17 protein-coding genes are annotated in these 20847 nt (G+C 45.4%); 9 read left to right on the top strand and 8 right to left on the bottom strand.

All coding sequences use genetic code 11. The features are described 5' to 3' along the window. Window positions 1-390: 390 nt before the first annotated feature. The 5 genes from lplA to ACO53F_RS06490 form a co-directional block, all read right to left on the bottom strand. The gene (lplA, locus tag ACO53F_RS06470; protein ID WP_485137790.1) at window positions 391-1398 is read right to left on the bottom strand and encodes a lipoate--protein ligase; all 1008 of its coding nucleotides are present in this window, start codon (window positions 1396-1398) and stop codon (window positions 391-393) included. Window positions 1399-1413: 15 nt separating this feature from the next. Next, window positions 1414-2157 (bottom strand): MBL fold metallo-hydrolase, encoded by a 744-nt coding sequence (locus ACO53F_RS06475; protein ID WP_485137791.1) that lies wholly within the window; start codon window positions 2155-2157, stop codon window positions 1414-1416. 12 nt (window positions 2158-2169) lie between these two features. Then, window positions 2170-3252: a M42 family metallopeptidase gene (locus ACO53F_RS06480; protein WP_485137792.1), complete on the bottom strand. Its 1083-nt coding sequence runs from the start codon at window positions 3250-3252 to the stop codon at window positions 2170-2172. 89 nt (window positions 3253-3341) lie between these two features. Further along, window positions 3342-4586: a sensor histidine kinase gene (locus ACO53F_RS06485; RefSeq protein ID WP_485137793.1), complete on the bottom strand. Its 1245-nt coding sequence runs from the start codon at window positions 4584-4586 to the stop codon at window positions 3342-3344. Next, the gene (locus ACO53F_RS06490) at window positions 4579-5256 is read right to left on the bottom strand and encodes a response regulator transcription factor (RefSeq protein WP_485137794.1); all 678 of its coding nucleotides are present in this window, start codon (window positions 5254-5256) and stop codon (window positions 4579-4581) included. Before ACO53F_RS06490 ends, ACO53F_RS06485 begins: the two co-directional genes overlap by 8 nt. Before the next feature lie 160 nt (window positions 5257-5416). On the opposite strand from ACO53F_RS06490, the gene ACO53F_RS06495 reads away from it, so the two are divergent. The 5 genes from ACO53F_RS06495 (at window position 5417) to ACO53F_RS06515 (ending at window position 12306) form a co-directional block, all read left to right on the top strand. Further along, window positions 5417-6556, top strand: coding sequence for an acyl-CoA dehydrogenase family protein (locus tag ACO53F_RS06495; protein ID WP_485137795.1), 1140 nt, complete (start codon window positions 5417-5419; stop codon window positions 6554-6556). 72 nt (window positions 6557-6628) lie between these two features. Beyond that, entirely contained in the window at window positions 6629-7846 is a 1218-nt protein-coding gene (locus ACO53F_RS06500) for a hypothetical protein (protein ID WP_485137796.1), read from the top strand. A gap of 127 nt (window positions 7847-7973) precedes the next feature. After that, window positions 7974-9632: a response regulator transcription factor gene (locus tag ACO53F_RS06505; protein ID WP_485137797.1), complete on the top strand. Its 1659-nt coding sequence runs from the start codon at window positions 7974-7976 to the stop codon at window positions 9630-9632. Then, window positions 9629-11356, top strand: coding sequence for a cache domain-containing sensor histidine kinase (locus ACO53F_RS06510; RefSeq protein WP_485137798.1), 1728 nt, complete (start codon window positions 9629-9631; stop codon window positions 11354-11356). Before ACO53F_RS06505 ends, ACO53F_RS06510 begins: the two co-directional genes overlap by 4 nt. After that, window positions 11353-12306 carry a substrate-binding domain-containing protein gene (locus ACO53F_RS06515; RefSeq protein ID WP_485137799.1) on the top strand — a complete coding sequence of 318 codons (954 nt, stop codon included), beginning with the start codon at window positions 11353-11355 and terminating at the stop codon, window positions 12304-12306. The genes ACO53F_RS06510 and ACO53F_RS06515 overlap by 4 nt, the downstream gene beginning before the upstream one ends. 118 nt (window positions 12307-12424) lie before the next feature. Here the strand turns inward: ACO53F_RS06515 and ACO53F_RS06520 are convergent, their stop codons facing one another. Next, window positions 12425-13885, bottom strand: coding sequence for a C40 family peptidase (locus ACO53F_RS06520; RefSeq protein ID WP_485137800.1), 1461 nt, complete (start codon window positions 13883-13885; stop codon window positions 12425-12427). Window positions 13886-14392: 507 nt separating this feature from the next. Beyond that, the gene (tyrS, locus tag ACO53F_RS06525; RefSeq protein ID WP_485137801.1) at window positions 14393-15661 is read right to left on the bottom strand and encodes a tyrosine--tRNA ligase; all 1269 of its coding nucleotides are present in this window, start codon (window positions 15659-15661) and stop codon (window positions 14393-14395) included. A 166-nt stretch (window positions 15662-15827) separates the two neighbouring features. On the opposite strand from tyrS, the gene ACO53F_RS06530 reads away from it, so the two are divergent. From ACO53F_RS06530 to ACO53F_RS06545, 4 genes are all read left to right on the top strand, one after another. Beyond that, window positions 15828-17336, top strand: a complete 1509-nt coding sequence (locus ACO53F_RS06530; protein WP_023392473.1) for an ATP-binding cassette domain-containing protein — start codon at window positions 15828-15830, stop codon at window positions 17334-17336. A 13-nt stretch (window positions 17337-17349) separates the two neighbouring features. Beyond that, on the top strand, window positions 17350-18384 hold the full coding sequence (gene mglC, locus ACO53F_RS06535) for a galactose/methyl galactoside ABC transporter permease MglC (protein ID WP_070756632.1): 1035 nt from the start codon (window positions 17350-17352) through the stop codon (window positions 18382-18384). Window positions 18385-18490: 106 nt separating this feature from the next. Beyond that, entirely contained in the window at window positions 18491-19510 is a 1020-nt protein-coding gene (locus tag ACO53F_RS06540; protein ID WP_023392475.1) for a galactose ABC transporter substrate-binding protein, read from the top strand. A 77-nt stretch (window positions 19511-19587) separates the two neighbouring features. Continuing rightward, complete coding sequence (locus ACO53F_RS06545) at window positions 19588-19755, top strand: hypothetical protein (RefSeq protein WP_485137802.1); 168 nt, start codon at window positions 19588-19590, stop codon at window positions 19753-19755. A gap of 60 nt (window positions 19756-19815) precedes the next feature. Here the strand turns inward: ACO53F_RS06545 and dusB are convergent, their stop codons facing one another. Further along, window positions 19816-20847, bottom strand: a complete 1032-nt coding sequence (gene dusB, locus ACO53F_RS06550; protein ID WP_485137803.1) for a tRNA dihydrouridine synthase DusB — start codon at window positions 20845-20847, stop codon at window positions 19816-19818.

A 20847-nucleotide genomic window follows, 5' to 3' on the forward strand; every position in this document is an offset into this window, starting at 1 on the left:
CCTCGATGACCCTCACATTCTTGGTGTGTCTTTGTTTAGTTTTCAATGTGCTCGTTGTCACCACGTGACAACTTCTATATATTAGCACAAGCCTCACTTCCTGTCAACAACTTTTCAGAAGTTTTTTCGAAGTTTTTGCTTGGGCGTTGTCTCAGCGACAACTTCTATATATTAGCACCATCTACTGACAATGTCAAAGCTTTTTCGTATGCTTTTGACGATTTTTAGAAAATGGTTCGTGTGTTCCTAAGAACATAATGTAATATACCATGACTAAGCCCACTAAGTCAACACTTTCTAGCGACTTTTCAGCCCTTTTTTTGCCCTAAAAGAAAAACACTATATATAGGTTGTATAGCCAAGTGGATTCCCCTATATATAGTGCCAATTCTAGCCGAAGATTAAGGTCAGAATTTCTTCTGCTGTTACTCGACCAAAATATTTATTGAAGTCTAAGTTCTCAAACACCTGGTTGACAGCCTCGCGCTCGAAGCGGACGCCTACTAACGCGTTTTCTACATCGCTAATGTCTCCTAGGCCAAAGAAGTCTCCATAGACTTTAACTTCCTTAATAACCCCTTGCTCCACATTGAAGCGGAAATCGACAAAGCCAAATGGGAACTTCTGACTCATTTGGATAGCAAAAGCTGGCGATTGTCCATAGTTCCATTCCCAATTGCCGAAGCGTTCAGCTTGAATCTCTCGGACTTTAGCCCAATCTGCTTCAGTCAACTTAAATTCTTTGACTTGGTCGCGACTCCCCACGCCAAATATTTCAAGCAAGAGTAAATCACGGAACTCCTCGGTAGTGAGTTTTTGATATTCCGGTGACACATAGGGTTTAATATTAGTCACGCGGCTTCGCACCGATTTAATCCCCTTGGATTCGAACTTTTCCTTGCGAGGTTTAAGAGCTTTTGTGACCTCGTCTAGGTCTGCATCAAACAAGATGGTCCCATGGGCAGTCATACGGCCATTCTTTGCATACATGGCATTACCCGAAAACTTCTTATCATTAATTAGTAGATCGTTCCGTCCTTTGAGTTCAGCGCCTTTGGCTCCCATTTTATGCAAGGCTTCAATTACCGGTTGCGTGAAGCTGGCGAAATCCCGGAAGGAGCCATCATCGTCTTTAATGAAGCAAAATGAAAAATTCCCTCGATCATGGTAGACGGCGCCTCCACCTGACATGCGACGCACGACACGAATTCCTTTTTCTTCTACATAGGCTTGATTCACTTCTTCAATGGTGTTTTGGTTTCTTCCTACTATAATAGAAGGATCATTGATGTAGAAGAGCAAGATTGGCTCATCGACCAATCGGTTTTCCACCAAATAAGTTTCTAAAGCAATATTCAGACTCGCATCATAGTTGTTGCCATTATCAACAAAATACATATTATACGCTCCCTCTTAAAGTGATATAGTCAGACCCGGCTGACAATGAATTAAATTAATATCCGGGTTCAAATCCGCCGCTATCTGTTGGAGTATGAGAGTTTGATCCGCATGTGGCGCCATGTGACTGGCCACCAGTGTTTGTACATGGGCCTGATTGGCCAACTGCGCCACTTCGCCCGCTGTCATATGAATCTCGTTCCGCCCTCGCTCGTTAGTGAAAGCCGAATCGGCAATCAGCACATGGGCGCCCTGGCTGATTTCAATCAATTCTGGACACCAGCCCGTATCAGCTGTAAAGACTAGGACTTGTCCCGTCTCCATCTCTTCCAAACGCATAGCATAGCAAGGTAGTGGATGGACCGTCTGGCAGAAACTTACGCGGAAAGGCCCACATTCTAAGACACTATCTTCCCTATAGCTCAACAATTGGCTAGTCTTGTCCTCAATGGCCAATGGCGGAAATACTGATTGGTCATGCAAATAAATAGGCACTGGCGCGTGTTTAGCTCCTGAAGGTTTCAACATTAATAAATGCTGGATAGTACCTAGGTCCGCCACATGATCGGCATGGTCATGGGAAATAATGACAGCATTAAGCTCTAGTACATCTAGATAATTTTCTAAAGCACGTGCGGCGCCACTCCCTGCATCAAGCAAAATATGATAGGACCGTTCCTGACTCGAAACCACAAAAGCCGTCGTGCCATTGTCTCCCATCGGATAGCCGCCAGCACATCCTAAGCAATGAATATGCATCTACCTTACCTCCTAGACATTGGCCACAATGTTGGCAACGGTCTGACTGTTGAGGCGTTTGAGCAAGGCGGTCATCAGCGCCACCGTATGTCTGAAGTCATCCTCATGAATAATTGACGTATGGGAGTGTAAGTAGCGAACCGGAATGGTAATAGCAATGGATGGCACGCCATCAAGACTTTGGTGCTGTGCCCCAGCATCCGTTCCGCCACCCTTAATGCTGGTGAATTGGAATGGAATCCCTTCTTCTTCCGCCACATCAATCACGAAGTCACGCAAGCCTTTGTGCGGAATCATGGACGCATCATAAATTAAAACTTGAGGCCCTTTGCCTAATTCGCTATCTGCTTCTTTAGGTGTCATACCCGGTGTATCACCCGCAGTTCCTGTATCTAAAGCAAAACTAATAGCAGGATTCAGTTTGTGGGTCGCACCCTTAGCACCACGCAAACCAACTTCCTCCTGAACGTTAGCCCCGATGAAGAGCTGGCTAGCGTGGCCTTGGCTAGCTGCATATTTTAATACTTCAATCGCAACTGCAACGCCGATGCGGTTATCCCACGCTTTCCCCAAGAGAAAAGGCCCGCCATTGAGACGACGATACTCGATATAAGGCGTAATCATGTCCCCTGGGCGAATGCCCCATTCTAGCACTTCTTCCTTAGAAGTCGCCCCTAAATCCACAAAGACATCCGCTATATCTACCGCTACCTTGCGTGCTTCCGTAGGCAGAACATGTGGAGGCATAGAGCCCGTTACACCATGGAAAGTTTTACCATCTCGTGTCGTAACGGTCACTTGCTGGGCCAAAACTACTTGGCTCCACCAACCACCGATCGGCACAAACTTTAGGAAGCCCTTATCCGTAATCTGACTAACCATAAAACCCACTTCATCAAAGTGAGCCGCCATCATAATCCGCGGACCGCTAGCGTCCCCAATATGCTCCGCAAATAAGCCACCAAGACCATCTTGAACGTAGCCTTGCGCATAAGGTGCCGTTTCTTCTTTGAAAAGTTGGCGAACCGCACCTTCATTACCCGCAATCCCATTGACTTCACTCAAGGCACGCAACAAAGTTTCATTGATTTCCATCCTATTCCTTCTTTCTACTATATAATATGTATCGCACTTCCTATTTTAGTACTCTGCCCTAGCGACTTCAAGCAGGATTGCTCGCCAAGCTAGAATCGAATGGTAAATTCTATTTCAGTCTCTGAACGCATGCCGACTTTTAAACGCCAGCCATTACCTTCTGCTACCGCTTGAGCTAAGGACAAGCCCATCCCACTGCCCCCATGGTCACGTTGGCGCCCTTGGTCTGGCCGGTAGAAACGCTCGAATAAGCGCTCTACCTGCTCTTGGCTCATTTTCTGACAATGATTGGCCACATACAAGCTCTTGTCAGCTTGTTGCCAACCAACTTCAATCTCTGTCCCTGCCAGATGATACTGAAGGGCATTTTCGAGTAGAACCTGGCTGACCTGCTGAAAAGAAGCCCTGTCGATAGTTAACGGAATGCTATCAGGCAAATTCAAGGAAACCTGCGCCTGGTTTGCTTCAAGCAATCCCCCAAGGTCATCCAGCGCTTGTTTTAACAAGGCGACTAAATCCAGAGACTCTGGATTTAGCGCGACTCGACCTTCATCATAGCGAGCTAATTGCAGCATCTGCTCCACTAAGGCATTTAAGCGTTGGATTTGCCTGCGATTACTTTGGGTCCATTCATTCTTGCAACCTGTCAATTCTAAGACATCGTTATTGGTAGATAGCACCGCCAAGGGCGTCTTAATCTCGCGACTGGCATTACTAATAAATTCCTGTTGACGTTTAATATTGTTAATCAAAGGCCGAATGGCCCTATTAGAAAAGTATCGAAGCAGACCATAGACGATGAGTAAGGTCAAAACCAAGATACCCAGCGAAATCATGGCCAAGCGAGTTACCGCCTGAAGTTGGCGACCAGCATCTACAAAGAGCCATTCCTTTTCTCCTTGCGAATTCGTCCGCTGATAGTAGCGCAGGACGCCAATCCAGCCCCGATTTTTAGAAGACTTCAAAAGTGGACTGAGCATATTCGCCAAAGTTCCCTGGTCATAATCATCCATGCGGTCTAATTGGCTAGTCACTAACTTACCATCGGCATCGGTTTTAGCGTAGATATAACGAGCCGTGTGATAATTGGGTTCCTGATAGCTCTGCCAGAGTCTAGCCCAATCAAAGCCCTGATTCTGAGGCAGAGGGGGGCTCTCCTGACTACCCTGATGCTGATTCTGACTCTGATCCATTAGATGACTCGCTTCGCCATCCAGCTCTTGAACCGTCTGCCAATAGTTTAATCCATTCAAACCTAGTAGCAGACACAAGAGCACAGCCGTAAAAGATAGCATGGCAATCTGAACAAAACGGCCTTGCATCTCTTTAATCATGCGCCACCTCCAACTGGTAACCTAAGCCACGCGCGGCCTTAATCGTCACTTTAGAACTCAGCTGTTGTAATTTTTTGCGTAAGGACGAAATATTGACCCAGACCACATTAATCTCTGCGTCGGAGTCTAAGCCCCAGATTCTTTCCATAATTAAATCGGAGGACAAAACCTGTTGTTGGTTCAATAAGAGCATCTCCATCAGTTGAAACTCTCGCTTATTTAAGGCGAGTTCAGCCGCCCCTACCGCTAGACTGGCCCGTTGCCGGTAGAGGGTTAAATCACCATAACGCAAATCATTTTCTACCAAGTTGGCCGGACGTCGCAACATCGACCGAATACGGGCTAGAAGTTCCTGCATATCAAAGGGCTTGGTTAAATAATCATCCGCCCCTAAATCAAGCCCTTGCACCTTGTCCTCAATTTGGTTTTTGGCTGTTAAAAGCAAGGTTGGCACTTGAGAACCCTCGCTCCGTAAAGCTGCTAGGACATCGAAGCCTGATTTTTTGGGCATCATGACATCTAATATCAGGCCATCATACTCCATGGAGCGTGCGTACAAGAGGGCTTCTTCTCCATCTGCTACATGATCCACATCATAATGATGATGCTTGAGAATAGCCTGGATCCCCTTGGCTAAATCTAATTCATCTTCTGCTAGTAACAATCTCATCTTTCTTGCCCTCCTTTTGCTAGTCTCATTGTATCACATTCGCCTCGTCAGCCGCTATTTGCAAGCGTTTAGCAAGGCGACACACAGCAATCATGTTATAATAAGGAAGGAAATCAAGCATCCATCTATTTTACTAACTACTTTCCAAGGAGTATCCGCTATGTTTTTATCTGATTCACTACTCGATTCTATCCATCAACGCGCAGACCATTACGACCGAAGCAACGAATTTCCTGAGCTAGACTATCAAGCTCTCAAAGAAGCTGGCTACTACAAGGCCTTTGTACCCAAAGAATTTGGCGGGCACGGCCTCACACTTCAAGAAATCGCGCAGGAACAAACCCGCCTAGCCAAGGCAGCACCTGGTACTGCCTTAGGCATTAATATGCACCAGATCATTGTGGGCTTGGGCCGTCATCTAGTAGCGCATGGCCAAGCTGCAGGCCAGCAAATCCTAAAAGACGCGGCTCAAGGTCACCTCCTAGCCTTCGGCATCTCGGAACCTTCCAATGACCGTGTCCTCTTCGGCTCTATTTGCCAGGCTCAACCCCAATCAGATGGAGGCTATCTTTTCTACGGCGACAAGGTCTTCCTGTCTATGATTAAGGCATGTAGCCGTTTCGTGACCTTTGCGACCGACTCCAGCCAAGAACAAGCCCAGTCTGTCTTTGCCTATGCCCACAAACAAGATAATCAATTAGAGATTCACGAAAACTGGGATACGCTCGGTATGCGTGCTACTCAATCACACAGCGTGACGCTCAAGGGTCTGCAAGTAAGACCTGAACAAATCTTGGCCAAACTGGCTCCTGGCCCAAGTTTAGAGCCCACCGTTTTCGGTATTTTCGCTTATTTCGAGATTCTACTTGCCGCAACCTATTTAGGCATTGGGCAACGAGCCCTCGAACTGGGTCTAGAAACGGTCAAAAAACGTTATTCCGTAAGCAACCAAACGACCTACGACCAGGACAAAAACATTCGTTGGCGTTTGGCCGAAGCCGCGATCCAACTCGATGCCATCCCACCTCAACTTAATCATTTCTGCCAGGCTTTAGATCAAGGGCAACCTTATGATTTGAGCTGGTTACCACGCCTGTCCGCCCTAAAAAACCGTTCCGTTGAAGCCTCTAAAACAGCAGTCGAAGAGGTGATTCGCGCTTGTGGAGGACAAGCCTACTTCAGCCAAAACGAACTTTCTCGCCTCTATCGCGACGTCTTGGCCGGCCTCTTCCAACCTTCCGATCAAGAATCACTCCATGAAGCTTGGGCTAGCATGCTCTTGGGCCCTATCAAGTCATAGCACTAGACAACTTTGCATGCCTATCCATTCTGTATTATAATATTACTAGGATTTACTATTGGAGGTAATGAAATGAAAAAAACTTTACGCATTTTCCTATGCAGCTTATCGTTAACCGCCCTCTTAGCAGGACCATCAATCGCTTTGGCAGAATCTTCAAGCAGCGAGTCAAGCGCTAGCAGCCAAGAAAGTACCGCTAGCTCAGAGTCTAGCACAGATTTCAAGGCGGTAGCTGAGGCCATCAAGGCTGCGGCTTCTGCTAAAGAAGCCAGCGTAACTTACACAAACTCAACCCCTATTACCTTAGGCAAGGCTCCTGTTACGGAAACCATCCATGCCTACAGCTTAATCTCCCTCAAAGATTTCTCCAAAGACTTAGAGATTCCTTTTGGCGGCGACACCAAAACTGGCGCTGTTCTTGTACTTGATGTCTCCCTTAAGAATGACTCAGATAAAGACACTTATATTACCGGCGGTTTCTCTGGCTCCATTGTAGGCTATAACAGAGCAGTGAGCCACAACAACAACCTAGTAGATGAGACTAAGGACCTAACCAAGGCTGTTGTAGACGCCAAGCAAGTACTTAAGGCTAAAACTGAGCTTCGCGGCTTCGTTGTCCTAACAATTGGTGGCGACGCCCTCAAACAATTAAACAAAAATGGCGAGTTATCATTTGATACCCTCGTTGTATTAGCTAATCAAGGGGACAAGATTACGGATGCTATTGTGCCTATGGCATCTACTATTCTGCCAACTTCTAAAGAAGGGGAAGCCAACCGCGCAGCATCTAGCAAATTCTACCCTGACAAACTGACTGCTGAAAACTGGGGAACTAAGACCCTCATTAGCTCAAGTACTGATAAGCAAAACGTTAACTTTGAAGGCTATGATGTGACTTTGAACGGCTACCAATTAGTTGACTTCAAGCCTAATGAAGATCAAGCTAGCCGTTTCGAAAAACTTAAAGGTGGTGTGGTAGTCTTAACTGCTGAAATTACCGTTAAGAACAAGGGTAAAGTTGCCTTAAACGCACGCCAGACCGCTGGTAACTTAGTTTTCAATGACCAACTAAAATTAATGCATGAAGGCATGGTTGAAGTTGAGCCGGCCAAAGATAAGGAAGTAGTAGAACCTGGCCAAGAGTATACTTACCACTTAGCATTCGTCTACAGCAAGGATGACTATGATCTCTACAAAGATCGCTCACTTACTTTGAACGTCAACCTCTATGACAAAGACTTTAAGTCCTTAACTAAATCCGGCGATATTACCTTCCAACTTAAAAAATAAGCTTAAAACTAGAAAGCCACAGGTCTGATGACTTGTGGCTTTTTATATAAGTCCCTATGATATCTTCATGAATTGTGTTAAACTTATAGAAAGCGTTACCTATTTTATGTCCTCAGGAGGGACTTGCATGACCACCCGACGAAAACTTGTATTTGTAGACGACGAGACTTTTGTGCTCCAGTCCATTGTCAACCTAATGGATTGGGCTTCTTTGGGCTACGAACTAGTAGGCACTGCTAGCAATGGGCAAGAGGCCCTAGCCATTATCGAAGAAACTTGTCCCGATGTTGTCATTACCGACATTTGCATGCCACTCATGGACGGCTTTGAATTGAGTCAAGCCATCTACGAATTTGATCCCACTATCAAGATTATCTTTATCAGCGGTCATGACAAATTCGACTATGCTCAGAATGCTATTCGTCTAAATATTCAAGAATATCTACTGAAACCTATCACTCCTACAGATATCCAAGCCGCTCTAACCCGCGTTAGCCAGAACCTAGACGCTCAGCGCCAGCGTGCTCTGGATATGCAGGAAATGACACGGGAGTATATGACAACCATCGAGGCCTCCCGTCGGAGTTTGCTTATTAGCCTTGTAACCGAGCCTTTATCCCTGGAAGATACCTCTTACTGGCAAAACCGTATTAATCTCTATCAATTAGAAATTCCCGGCCCTCATTATACCGTCATTAGCCTCTGTCCACGCCAGTCTTCTAGCCCTATCCACGCCATCAGCCCGGATATGCGAGATATTCTCTTTGCCGAAGAGCTTAGCTGGGTATCCTATCGCAAGACCGTCCTAGAAGTCTGCCATAAATATTTGCCGGCCGAAGCCTTCCCTTTTGCTGGTAAGTTAATCATCATCCTCAGCCATGATAAGCCTGATATCTCAGCAAACCTAGACCTTTTGCTGCAAGATATCCAGCAAACCTTCCTAAAAAATTATCGGCGCACCCTCTACCTGGGTATTAGTCAAGCATCCTCACACTTGATGGACTTAAAACGCCTCTACCATCAGGCCCTTCAGGCTTATGATTACTGCCAATCGGCACCAAATACTGCCCTATGTTACTATGGCGATTTCAGCGTCGAGATGGAATCAAACCTAGACTACGATGCGACCCCTGATCAACGACTCTTGTCTTTGATTAAGATTGCTTCCTACCCTGAGTTTGAGGATTACATTGTGAGCTTAATTAACCAAAGCCATCGCCAATCCTCTACGCCTTCGGCCGACTATCTTTTTTTCCTTGAATTAACTTCACGGGTTATTCGCATCAGTCAAAACCTCACCGGCATCCAAAACTCGCCGCTGATTGAGTCCTTTATGTCTCAAATGGTAGTAGCTAACCAAGCCCCAGTAGCGGATTTAATGCAGACCTTCCTGGCTCACAGCAAAAAGTTACTACTCTTAATCCAAAGCGAACGCCAGACTCTCAAAGAATCTTTAACCCAACAAGGCTTGCGTTTAATGCAACAACATTATCAAGACCCACTTTTTACAGGCAAACGCTTGGCTCAGTTAATGCATGTCAGCCCTAACTATCTCAGCTCTCTATTCACTCGCGAGACAGGACAATCCTTCAAGGAACACTTGATTCAAATTCGCATGAATAAGGCAAAAGAGCTCTTACTTACTAGCTCAGCCAAGGTTCAAGAAGTAGCCTTAGCAGTCGGCTATACCGACACTCACTACTTCTCCTATAGTACTAAGCGCTACTTCGGCCTATCTCCGCGCCAAATTCGTGAGGCCACCCAAGAAGGGAGCCCCTCACTATGACCCCTACCAAGCGCCAACCCTTGCACCGAGTGATTTATTTGACTTGCTTCCTCTTGTCGACTTCTATTCTGGGCATTAGTCTCTGGGGCCATTATCAGATTGCACGCGATCTCCTAATTAAGCAGACCATGACCCTAACCGAACAGCATGTAGCTCGCTCGACAGAAGCCTTAGAAACTATGATTGCGACAATGGATGTTGCCAACGAGGCAATCATCCGCCGCATCACACTCGAAAGCCTAACACCTCAAGCTTTGCATGATTTGCTTGATTCTAGCGTCACCCTTAACCGAGATATCCAATCTATCGCGGTGCTGGATGAACAGGGCCAAGTACTAGACTTTGCGCCTAGCCGTTTTCAACTTAAAACAAATAGCCAACATCCGGTTTTATCTTCCGATTGGTATCAAAAAGAAGCACAACACGATCAGACGCTCTATTCTAAACCTCATATTCAACACCTTTTCCAAGGAGAGTTTCCTTGGGTTATCTCTAATACTATCCCCTTCAACCATCAAGGCAAGCGATGCCTTCTACTTATCGACTATAAAATCAAAACCTTCCAGCGTTTCTTTGAGACCGGAGGGATTGGCAAGCAAGGCTACACTTACTTGATAGATGACCAACAAGAACTCATCTACCATCCCCACCAAGCCCTGATGACCGCTGAACTCAAGCGGGAAACTATTCCAGATTTAGGAACTGAGCCCACAAAGGTCCAATTAGATAAGGATAACCATGTCGTATTAGCCAGTCAGGTTATGGCCGGTACCCATTGGCGCGTTGTCGGAAAGACCTACCTACAAGAAGTGTTAGCTAGTGGTCTGTCACGAATTCTACAGACCTCGCTTATTCTCTTCTTAGCCTTGACCTTCTTAATTAATGTTCTGGCCTACTTACTAGCTCGTTTTATTGCCCGTCCTATTCGTCGCCTGGCGCGCCATATGCAAGACTTTCAGGATCTTCCGACTGGTCACTATGAGACTTCTGGTTACGATGAAGCCAATGAGCTCTATCACGCCTACCACCAACTGCTCAACCAAGTGGACCAACTCATGGAGCAAATTAAACTTGAAGAAGCCGCTTTACGCAAAAGTGAGCGAAATGTCTTAGAAGCCCAAATCCAACCTCATTTTCTTTATAATACTTTGGAGTCTATCCTATGGATGATAGAAAGTCAAAATACCAGAGATGCTTCGCATATGGTGACTGCCTTAGGTCGGCTACTCCGTATTACCTTAAGTAAGGGCAAAGAGTACATCCCCTTGGAACGTGAATTTGAGCATGTCACGAACTATCTAGAAATTCAGCAAATTCGCTATAATCAGCAATTCACTTATCAGCTCAAGCTGCCAGAGCAAGTTCGCTCATACCCTACTATCAAACTAATCCTACAACCTATTGTAGAGAATGCCATTATACATGGCTTGGCCAACCTCTATGAACCTGGCCTGCTGATAATTGAAGCTAGCCAGTCAGAAAAAGGAATTCTAATCCAAATCAAGGACAACGGCCAAGGCATGAGTGTGGAGCGTTTAGAAGAACTCCGCCAAGAACTAAAACAACCATCTGATGTAGCGGGGATTGGCTTACGCAACGTCCATGAGCGCTTGCAAATCTATTTTGGGCCAGAATATGGGCTAACAATTGATAGCCAAGAAGACCAAGGAACCTGCGTCAGCCTCTTGATTCCTTGCTTAGATTGGGAGGACTTGCCAGTATGAGAAAACTTTCTACTATATTATTAGGACTTATCCTAGTCAGTTTAGCTAGCCTTTTAGCATTGAGCCTTTGGATTGGTCAACCTGCTCAGACCATTACACATCGCATCTTGTTTGCTAGCAGTAAAGCCTTGAGCCAGCCCTACAACCAACAACTTTTGGCAGGACTCAAAGCCTCAATCAATCCATCTGACGACATAGAGATTCAGACCCTAGCTTTACCAGAAAATGTTGATGAACAAGCGGCCCTCTTAAGTCAGCAAAAACTCCTAACAGGCGATCAGGTGATACTTCACTCTACCTATAGCCTTGAGTTAACATCTCAATTGGAAAACTGGCTTAAGCAAGGAGTTAAAGTGTCCTTAATCGATAGCCCAAAAGTCCAACTATCCCAAGCAAGCCAACTTGGTTGGACGCCACTGGAGCAAGGACAGGCCTTAGCACAAGCATTGAAAGCTAACAGCGGGACAGATACCCCTCTCATTTTAGCCTATCAGGCACACAACCAAGAAAGCATTGAGCGCCTAAAAGGAACTCAGGACGTCCTAGATCAGTCTGACCAAGCCTACCAGACACTTGCTTTAGAAGGCGACAAACTCGAAAATCAACAGGCTATGCTTCGTGCCGTTAAAGCATTAGCTTCCAAACCGGCTGTCGTCTTACTCGATCAAGTCTCTATACAAGAGCTGGCCCGTTACTTGCATCAAAGTTTAGCTATTCCTGACATCTACAGCATCGGCTATCAACCTCAGGTATTTAGCGCTATCGAAGCAGGAGACATCCGCCGTAATCTCACGCCCAACCCCTATGCTTTAGGCTATGCAGCAGGGCAAACTGGTCAAAATCAACCTGATAAGGCTAGTGATGTAACCACTAAGCTTACCTATCAATGGATTGAGGCACAGGACCTCTTCAATCCCCAATTTGCCAGTTGGCTCTTTCCTTTGGAATAAAATACTGCTTGCAGTAAGCAACATATACAAAAGAGAGTTGGTCCTTGCCAACTCTCTTCTATTATATATAGTAACAAAAAAGCTGGGGTACAAATCCCAGCTTTTAATATACTTCTTATTAACGTACACGCACTGCAAATTGTGGTGTGAAGTTTTGGATATTGTTGTAGCCTAATGGAGTACCTGGTTGAGAAGCATGAATGAAGTTCCCGCCACCAGTTGCAATCGCTACGTGGTAAGTTGAACCTGCGTCACCCCAGAAGTAGAGGTCACCCGCTTGTGCTTCTGATACAGAGATACGAGTCCCTGCAGATTCTTGTGGTACTGTCCAGCTACCTACATCGATACCATATGCTTCTTTGAAGACATATTGTACGAAACCTGAGCAGTCAAAACCACTTGGGCTCTTACCGCCCCATACATAAGGAGTCCCTACGTATTTAGCAGCTGTTGATAAAACATCGCCGTAAGTTGAAGCTGCTGGAGCTTCTGCGGCTGGTTCTTCTTCAGTAGTAGCTGCTGGAGCTTCTGGTTCTTCCTCAGCTGCTGGTGCTTCTTGAGCAGGTTGTGGAGCTGGTGTTGTTGACTCTTCTTCTTGAGCTGAAGGAGTTTCTGTAGCAGTTGATTCTTCAGCTACTGGAGCTTCAGATGCTTGACTTTCAGTTCCTTCTGCTTGGCTAGTTGCTTCAGCTCCTGTAGTTGGTGCAGCTGGTGTTGCTTCTTCTGCAGCTGGAGCTGGTTGCTCAGCTAATTGAGATTCACGCGCTACCTGCTCTTGAGCCGCTTGTTCTTGGGCTGCTGCTTCTGCTTGTGCTTGTTGTTGCGCTAAAGCCTGTGCTTGAGCTTCTGCGGCAGCTTGTTCAGCCGCTGCTTGTTGTGCTGCTGCAATCTCTGCTTGACGTTGTTGGTAAGCAGCTTTCTCAGCAATCAAAGCTTCACGAGCATTTTGTGCTAATGATAAATCAGAAGTCAATTGGTTGTATACTGCTTCGTTGTTAGCTTGTTCTTCGGACAAAGCACCTTTGAGGGCTTCTAATTGAACATGCTTAGCAACGTTATCTGCCTTAGTGGTTTCTACTGCAGATTTTTTAGTTTCAACAGCTTCTTTATCAGCCTTTTGTTGACCTAAAAGAGTTTTGTTAGCTGAAACCATCTTCTTCACAACGTCTACACGACCAACGAAGTCGCTAACAGATTTAGAAGAAGCTACAACGTTAACGTAGTTTTCTGCCCCACCTGTTGCTTGAACAGCACGAGCTTGATCTGCCAAGAGGCTTTCGCGTTTGCCAATTGCTACTTCTAAGTCTTTGATTTCTGCTTGTAAGCTTGCAATTGCTGCGTCATTTTCTTGGATGTTACCTTGAAGGGTAGTTGCTTGCGCTTGAACTTCTTGCAACTTAGCGTAAGAGCTAGCTAATTGTGCGTAAAGCTGTGCTTGCGCAGCAGATAAGTTTTCGATTTGGCTTTCACTTTGCCCGATTAATGAATCGTAGTCTTGTGCGAAAGCAGCCACAGGTGCAGCTACGCTCCCTAATACGACGGCTGAAGTTAATAACGTTTTGAATAATCTCTTGTTCATAAGCGATTTGACTCCTTTTAGTCTCGTAATTTGTATATCACGCTTGTGTTGGACACAGGCTTTGGTTTATCTTTTTATGACATGCTTACATGATACCACAAGTTTTGGCTAAGGTGCGTTTTTTCGACGATTCGTATAGCATCTGTAACACAGCTGTAATTTTACATGAGTTTTCACTGTTTTTTGACTCTTTTTTGCCACAATAGACTGACGAATAGGCCAAGTCTTCTGTATTCTACAGATGACGAAAATGTCTTGCCAGGCCTATTTTCGCTTTTGTCTAGACCTTTGAACCGGATTAACTATCCCAAAAGATAGTCTTGCAGATGGTGCCATAAAGATTATTCCCATATAAGTTACTATGTTGATTCAATATTTGCACTATACCTTGAGGCCCCTAGCGCCGTTTTCGACCTCTAAAAAATCATGAGGAGAACCCAACTACATAGCCCACAAACCACACTCACTCACACAAAAAAAGCAGGCCAAAGGCCTGCTTCTCACATCTTAATCTTGATAGGTAACAAGTGTGTAATTTTTCTTGCCCCGGCGTACGACTACGTACTTACCACCAATGGCATCTTGAGGCGTAATCACAGCTTCCACATCGGTTACCTTAGTGCCATTCAAGGTTATCGCACCATTCGAAATAAATTCTCTGGCTTCACGACGTGATTTAACAATACCGGTATCTACTAACCAAATAGCTAGGTTAGCTTCCTCTCTTACGGCGCTAGCTTGCGGCATATTTCTAAAGCCTTGCTCGATTTCATGAACCGTGAGCGAACCCACTTCGCCCGTAAATAACGCTTCTGTAATCCGAATCGCTTCATCCAAAGCCTCTTGTCCATGAACAAAACGCGTCACTTCTTCAGCCAAACGCTTGTGGGCAACCCGCAAGTGAGGTTGGGTCTCAATTTCTACGGCTAGAGCATCAATCTCTTCATGAGATAGGAAGGTAAAGTACTTAAGGAATTTAACCACATCACCATCTTGTTGATTGAGCCAGAATTGGTAGAACTCAAATGGCGTTGTTTTTTCTGGATCCAACCAAACTGCCCCACCTGCTGATTTACCAAACTTAGTTCCGTCAGACTTGAGCATAAGCGGAATAGTCAGCCCATAGACCTCACTTTCATGCCCCTCAGTCCGACGAATATAATCCAACCCTGCCGTGATGTTGCCCCATTGATCGGCGCCCCCAATTTGTAATTGGACATCGTATTCTTTATATAGATAGGCAAAGTCAATGGATTGCAGAATTTGATAGCTGAACTCAGTAAAGGAAATCCCTACTTCTAGACGAGACGCGACAACATCCTTAGACAACATATTATTAATGTTGAAGTGTTTGCCGTAATCACGTAAGAAATCTAAGAGCGAAATCTGGTTAAGCCAGTCGTAGTTATTTACAATGCGGAAACCACTTGCTTGGACATCTCCTTTTAAGAAGAGACGGTTCATTTGGTCTGCTAGCTTACGCGCGTTTTCCTTTACCACATCCATGGTTTGCAAGGTCCGCTCGCTATTACGCCCACTCGGATCCCCAATTGAGCCCGTGCCGCCCCCGATCAGCACTACTGGTTTATGCCCAGCCAGCTGGAATCGTTTAAGAATCATAAAGGGAATTAAATGTCCAATGTGCATGGAATCCCCTGTTGGGTCGACGCCACAATATAAGCCAATCGCCTTCTTATTTACTAGTTCTTCTAAGCCTAGAGCGTTAGTCTGTTGATTGATGGCACCACGCCATGTTAAATCATCTAAAATTGACATCTTCTTTCCTCCTTATGTATTTTCTATCTTCCTATTATAACGCGATTACAAGTCTGAATCAATCTAGCAATAGCGTAAATTTTCGAACCTTATGCGTAAATTATTCTATGTAAGCGTTTCGCTGTTAGAGGTAGAATAGACTCAAATCCTATAAGGTGGTGACATTATGACACAAATCGCAGAGTACCTATTGGATATTGAAGATATCGTCAAGGAGTTTCCAGGGGTCAAAGCCTTGGACGGTGCACGACTTAAAGTTCGCCCTGGTACCATTCACGCCCTCATGGGTGAGAACGGTGCTGGTAAATCAACTATGATGAAATGTCTCTTCGGTATCTATATCGAGGACTCCGGTAGTATCAAACTCAATGGCCAACCCGTACGCTTTAACAACCCAAAACAAGCATTGGAACAAGGCGTCTCCATGGTCCATCAGGAACTGAATCAGGTTCTTAAACGTAGCGTCATGGAAAATATCTGGTTGGGCCGCTTCCCCAAAACCAAACTTGGCCTGATTGACGAGCACAAGATGTACCAAGATACCAAGGCCATCTTCCAGCAACTCAACTTGGATATTGATCCACGGACTATCATTGGTAAACTCTCCGTCTCCCAACGTCAGATGATTGAGATTGCTAAGGCAGTCAGCTACGATGCTAAGGTAATTATCCTAGACGAGCCAACTTCCTCTCTAACGGAGCAAGAAGTTCAGCATCTCTTCCGCATTATGAACCAACTCAAGGATCAAGGTTGTGGCTTGGTTTATATCTCCCATAAGATGGAAGAAATTTTAGCCATTTCGGATGAAGTAACTATTATGCGAGACGGCCAATGGATTGCGACAGAAGCAGCTAAAGACTTAACCATGGAACGCATCATTCAACTCATGGTAGGGCGGGATATCGGCCATCGCTTCCCACCTCGCAACAATCATCCTGGCCAGGTAACCTTAGAGGTGCGCAATTTGACCGCTAAATATCAACCAAGCATTCAAGACGTATCCTTAACTGTTCACGAAGGCGAAGTTTTGGGGATTGCCGGTTTAGTGGGTTCTCGTCGGACTGAACTAATTGAATGTATCTTCGGGATTGCAACCCTAGCCAGTGGCGAGATTTACAAGAATGGTAAGTTAATTCATAATAACAACTCCCGCGACGCTATCAAAAATGGCTTTGCCTTAGTGACAGAAGAACGCCGGGCAACTGGGATTTTCCCAATCGCGGACATTCGTTTTAATACGGTTATCTCTAACATGCGCCACTATCGCGGTAAGTTAGGTCTGATTCGCAATGCTTCCATGGGTAGCGATACCCAACGCATGATTGATGCCATGGCCATCAAGACACCAAGTCAACGAACACAAATCCGATCCTTATCAGGTGGTAACCAGCAGAAGGTAATTATTGGCCGTTGGCTACTAACCGATGCGGATATCTATCTCTTCGACGAACCAACGCGGGGGATTGACGTCGGAGCCAAGTACGAAATCTACCAAATCATTTTAGACTTGGCTAAGAAGGGCAAGACCGTTATCGTTGTCTCCAGTGAAATGACCGAATTGCTCGGTATCACTGACCGCATTGCAGTCATGTCTAATGGTCGCTTGGCTGGCGTCGAAAAGACCGAATCACTCACCCAAGAAGAAATTCTTCGCTTGAGTGCACTCTATCTCTAAGGAGGATGTCTCTATGGAACTAAGTAAAAAACTACGCTTCACCAATAAAACACCACGCGAGCTATTATTAGACTTTTCTCTTTATATTGTGCTTGCTGCTTTAATCGCCATCATTATTTCGATGGATACTTCTTTCGTTTCACCAAAAAACTTCATTAACATCTTGGCTCAAGCTTCCACGCGGATTATTATGGCCTGCGGGGCTGCCGGGCTTATCATCTTAGGCGGGACAGACTTGTCTGCCGGCCGCGTCTTGGGTTTAACTTCCTTGATCGCTGCCTCCCTCCTTCAATCAACTACCTACGCTTCGCGTATGTATCCCGATTTACCTCAATTACCACTCTGGTTGCCACTCATTATCGTTATTGTAGTCGGCGGGATCTTCGGTTTGATTAACGGTTTTGGGGTAGCCGTTCTTAAAGTCCACGCCTTCATTATTACCTTAGGGACTCAATTAGTAGCTTACGGGATTGCCTTGATTTATCAACAACAACAAGCAGGGGGCGCACAACCGATTGCTAACTTTGACGACCGCTACCGTAATTTAGTTAACGGCACTGTCAACTTTACCAAAGATATTCAAATCCCTTATGTAGTCTTCTACGCTATTGTCGTCTGCGTCATTATGTGGATTATTTGGAATAAGACCCAACTTGGTAAGAACATGTATGCTATCGGGGGCAACATCGAAGCGGCCGAAGTTTCCGGGGTTAATATCGTTAAGAACATCCTCATCATTTTCCTGATTTCAGGGATTCTCTATGGCTTAGCTGGCTATCTGGAAGCTGCTCGGGTAGGGTCTACTACCTCTAACACTGGTCTTAACTACGACCTCGATGCCATCTCTGCTTCCGTTATCGGGGGTGTTTCCTTCTCTGGTGGGATTGGGACTATTCCTGGGGTTATTATTGGGGCCATCATTCTCCAATTTATTAACTATGGTTTGGCTTATGTAGGTGTCAACCCTAACTACCAATACATCATCAAGGGCTTGATCATTATCTTGGCGGTAGCAATCGACGTACGTAAATACATCAAGCGCAAATAAGACCGTAAATTTTCTAACCTGGAGTGTAAAAAAATCAATGTAATCGTTTTACATGCCGTGTTATACTCAATTCAACAAAATAAAATCCTTAAAGGAGTCGATCTTTATGAAAAAAGTCATTACATGGTGCGCCATCTTCTGCCTATTCTGCTTAGCGCTAGTTCCTAGTCTCAGCCCTAAAGTTCAAGCCGAAGATAAGAACATCAAAATTGGGGTAGCTTTCTACAAATACGATGACGCTTATATGTCTTCCGTACGTGTAGCGCTTGAAAAAATTGCCAAAGAGCATTCTAACGTTGAACTCATCGTCAATGACTCTCAAAACGACCAAGCTAAACAAAACGACCAAATCGATGTCATGATTCAAAAGGGCGTTGATGTCCTCTTGATTAACGTGGTGGACACCGGGGCAGCAGAAGCAGTCGTTCAAAAAGCTAAAGACGCGAATATTCCGCTTGTGCTCTTCAACCGTGAACCAGCGACTGACGTTGTTAAAGCTTACGACAAGGCTCGTTTCGTTGGGACAACCGCTAAAGAAGCTGGGATTATCCAAGGTAAGATGATTGCGGAACTCTGGAAATCTGACAAGAAATATGACCGCAATGGCAACGGCAAATTAGATTACGTTATGTTAATCGGTGACCCAGAAAACCCAGAAGCAATCGCTCGTACAAAATACGCTGTTGATACTTTAACCGAAGCTAAGATTGAAGTGAACAAATTAGGTGACCAAGTTGCTAACTGGGACCCAGACAAAGCAAAAACTGCAACTGACGCTTGGTTAGCTAAAGACGCTGACAATATCGACGTCATCATCTCTAATAACGACTCAATGGCTTCTGGTGCTATTGCTGCTCTCCAAGGCGCCGGCTTCAACACCGATGCTAAAGCTGACAAGAAGATTCCTGTATTTGGGGTAGATGCGACAGAGGAAGCAGTAGACCTCATTGCTCGTGGCATTATGACTGGTACTGTAAAACAAGATGCTGAAGGGATGGCAAAAGCTGTCTTCGCACTCTCTTACAATGCAGGTCAAGGCAAAGACTTCTTAGATGGCACTGACTACAAGTACGACGACACTCAAGTTGCTGTACGTATTCCTTACCAAGCCTTCAACGGCCAATAGGCTATTATCGAAGGGTATCTCCTTTAGGCAAGTTCCTTTGGAACTTGCCTTGCTTTATCAAAACTAGGAGGCACATGATGACCACCCAAGAATCCACCGAAAACAAATCTGAGGTAAGTAAAACTTCACCTAGACGAAGCAATCTATACGAGGGCATTCATCTATCAGAGCGCACCCTCAACATCATCATCGGCATGATTATCGGGTTGTTGGCTCTAACCCTCTACTTCGCCTTACCGCGTTAAGGCAGACAAAAATAGGCTGAGACAAAAGTCTCAGCCTATTTTTTTATCTGCTTACAAGAACTAAGCTTCCACTACAGACTCTTGGCTAGCCTTGCGCGCTAATTCCTTAGCTTCACGTTCTTCCACCTGATCTACAAAATCACGCAGAAGCTGCTTCACAACAGTTGGATCTTCAGTCTCATTGGCCGCCACCTTAACCTTAGAAGAACGCGGAATACCTTTAAGATAGTAATGGGCTTGGGTCCGAAATTCTCGCGTTGCAGTCCGATCACCCTTGAGGTCTACCAAGCGTTCTAGATGGTCGATGGCTGTGTCAATTTTCTGTCTCGCCGTCATTGCCGGCAAGAGTTCACCGGTCTCAACATAGTGGACCATCTGCTGAATAACCCATGGATTGCCCAGGGCTGCACGCCCCACCATGACACCATCTACGCCCGTCGTATCAAGCAAGTATTTGAGTTCTTCAGGCGTTCTAACATCCCCATTGCCAACAAAAGGAATGGTTTTGAGTTCTTTCTTAACTTGCGCCAAAATATCCCAGTTGGCCTTGCCTTCATACATCTGTACCCGGGTCCGGCCGTGCATGGCCACCATTGAAGCACCTGCGCGTTCAGCTGCTAAGGCATTTTCGATGGCGTAAAGATGTTCATCATCCCAACCAGTCCGCATTTTTACTGTGACCGGCTTCTGAACGGCATCAACTACTGCGGCCACCATTTCATAAACCTTGTTCGGATCTAAGAGCCAACGTGCCCCTGCTTCTGCCTTAATGACCTTGTTAACAGGACAACCCATATTAATATCAATAATGGCACATTCAGTGTTTTCAGCAACATATTTAGCCGCCTCTACCAAAGTTTCTTTGTTGCCTCCCATAATTTGAATGCTGAGAGGATACTCATTTGGTTCAATGTGTAGCATGCTTAGGGTCTTGTCATTACGGAACTGAATCCCCTTGTCACTAATCATCTCACAAACAACTAGGCCCGCACCAAATTGTTTTACAATAGTCCGAAAGGCCGCATTTGATACTCCCGCCATGGGTGCTACCACGACCGGGTTTGGAATCTCAATTTCTCTAATTTTGAACAA

The sequence above is a fragment of the Abiotrophia sp. genome (genome assembly GCF_057275535.1).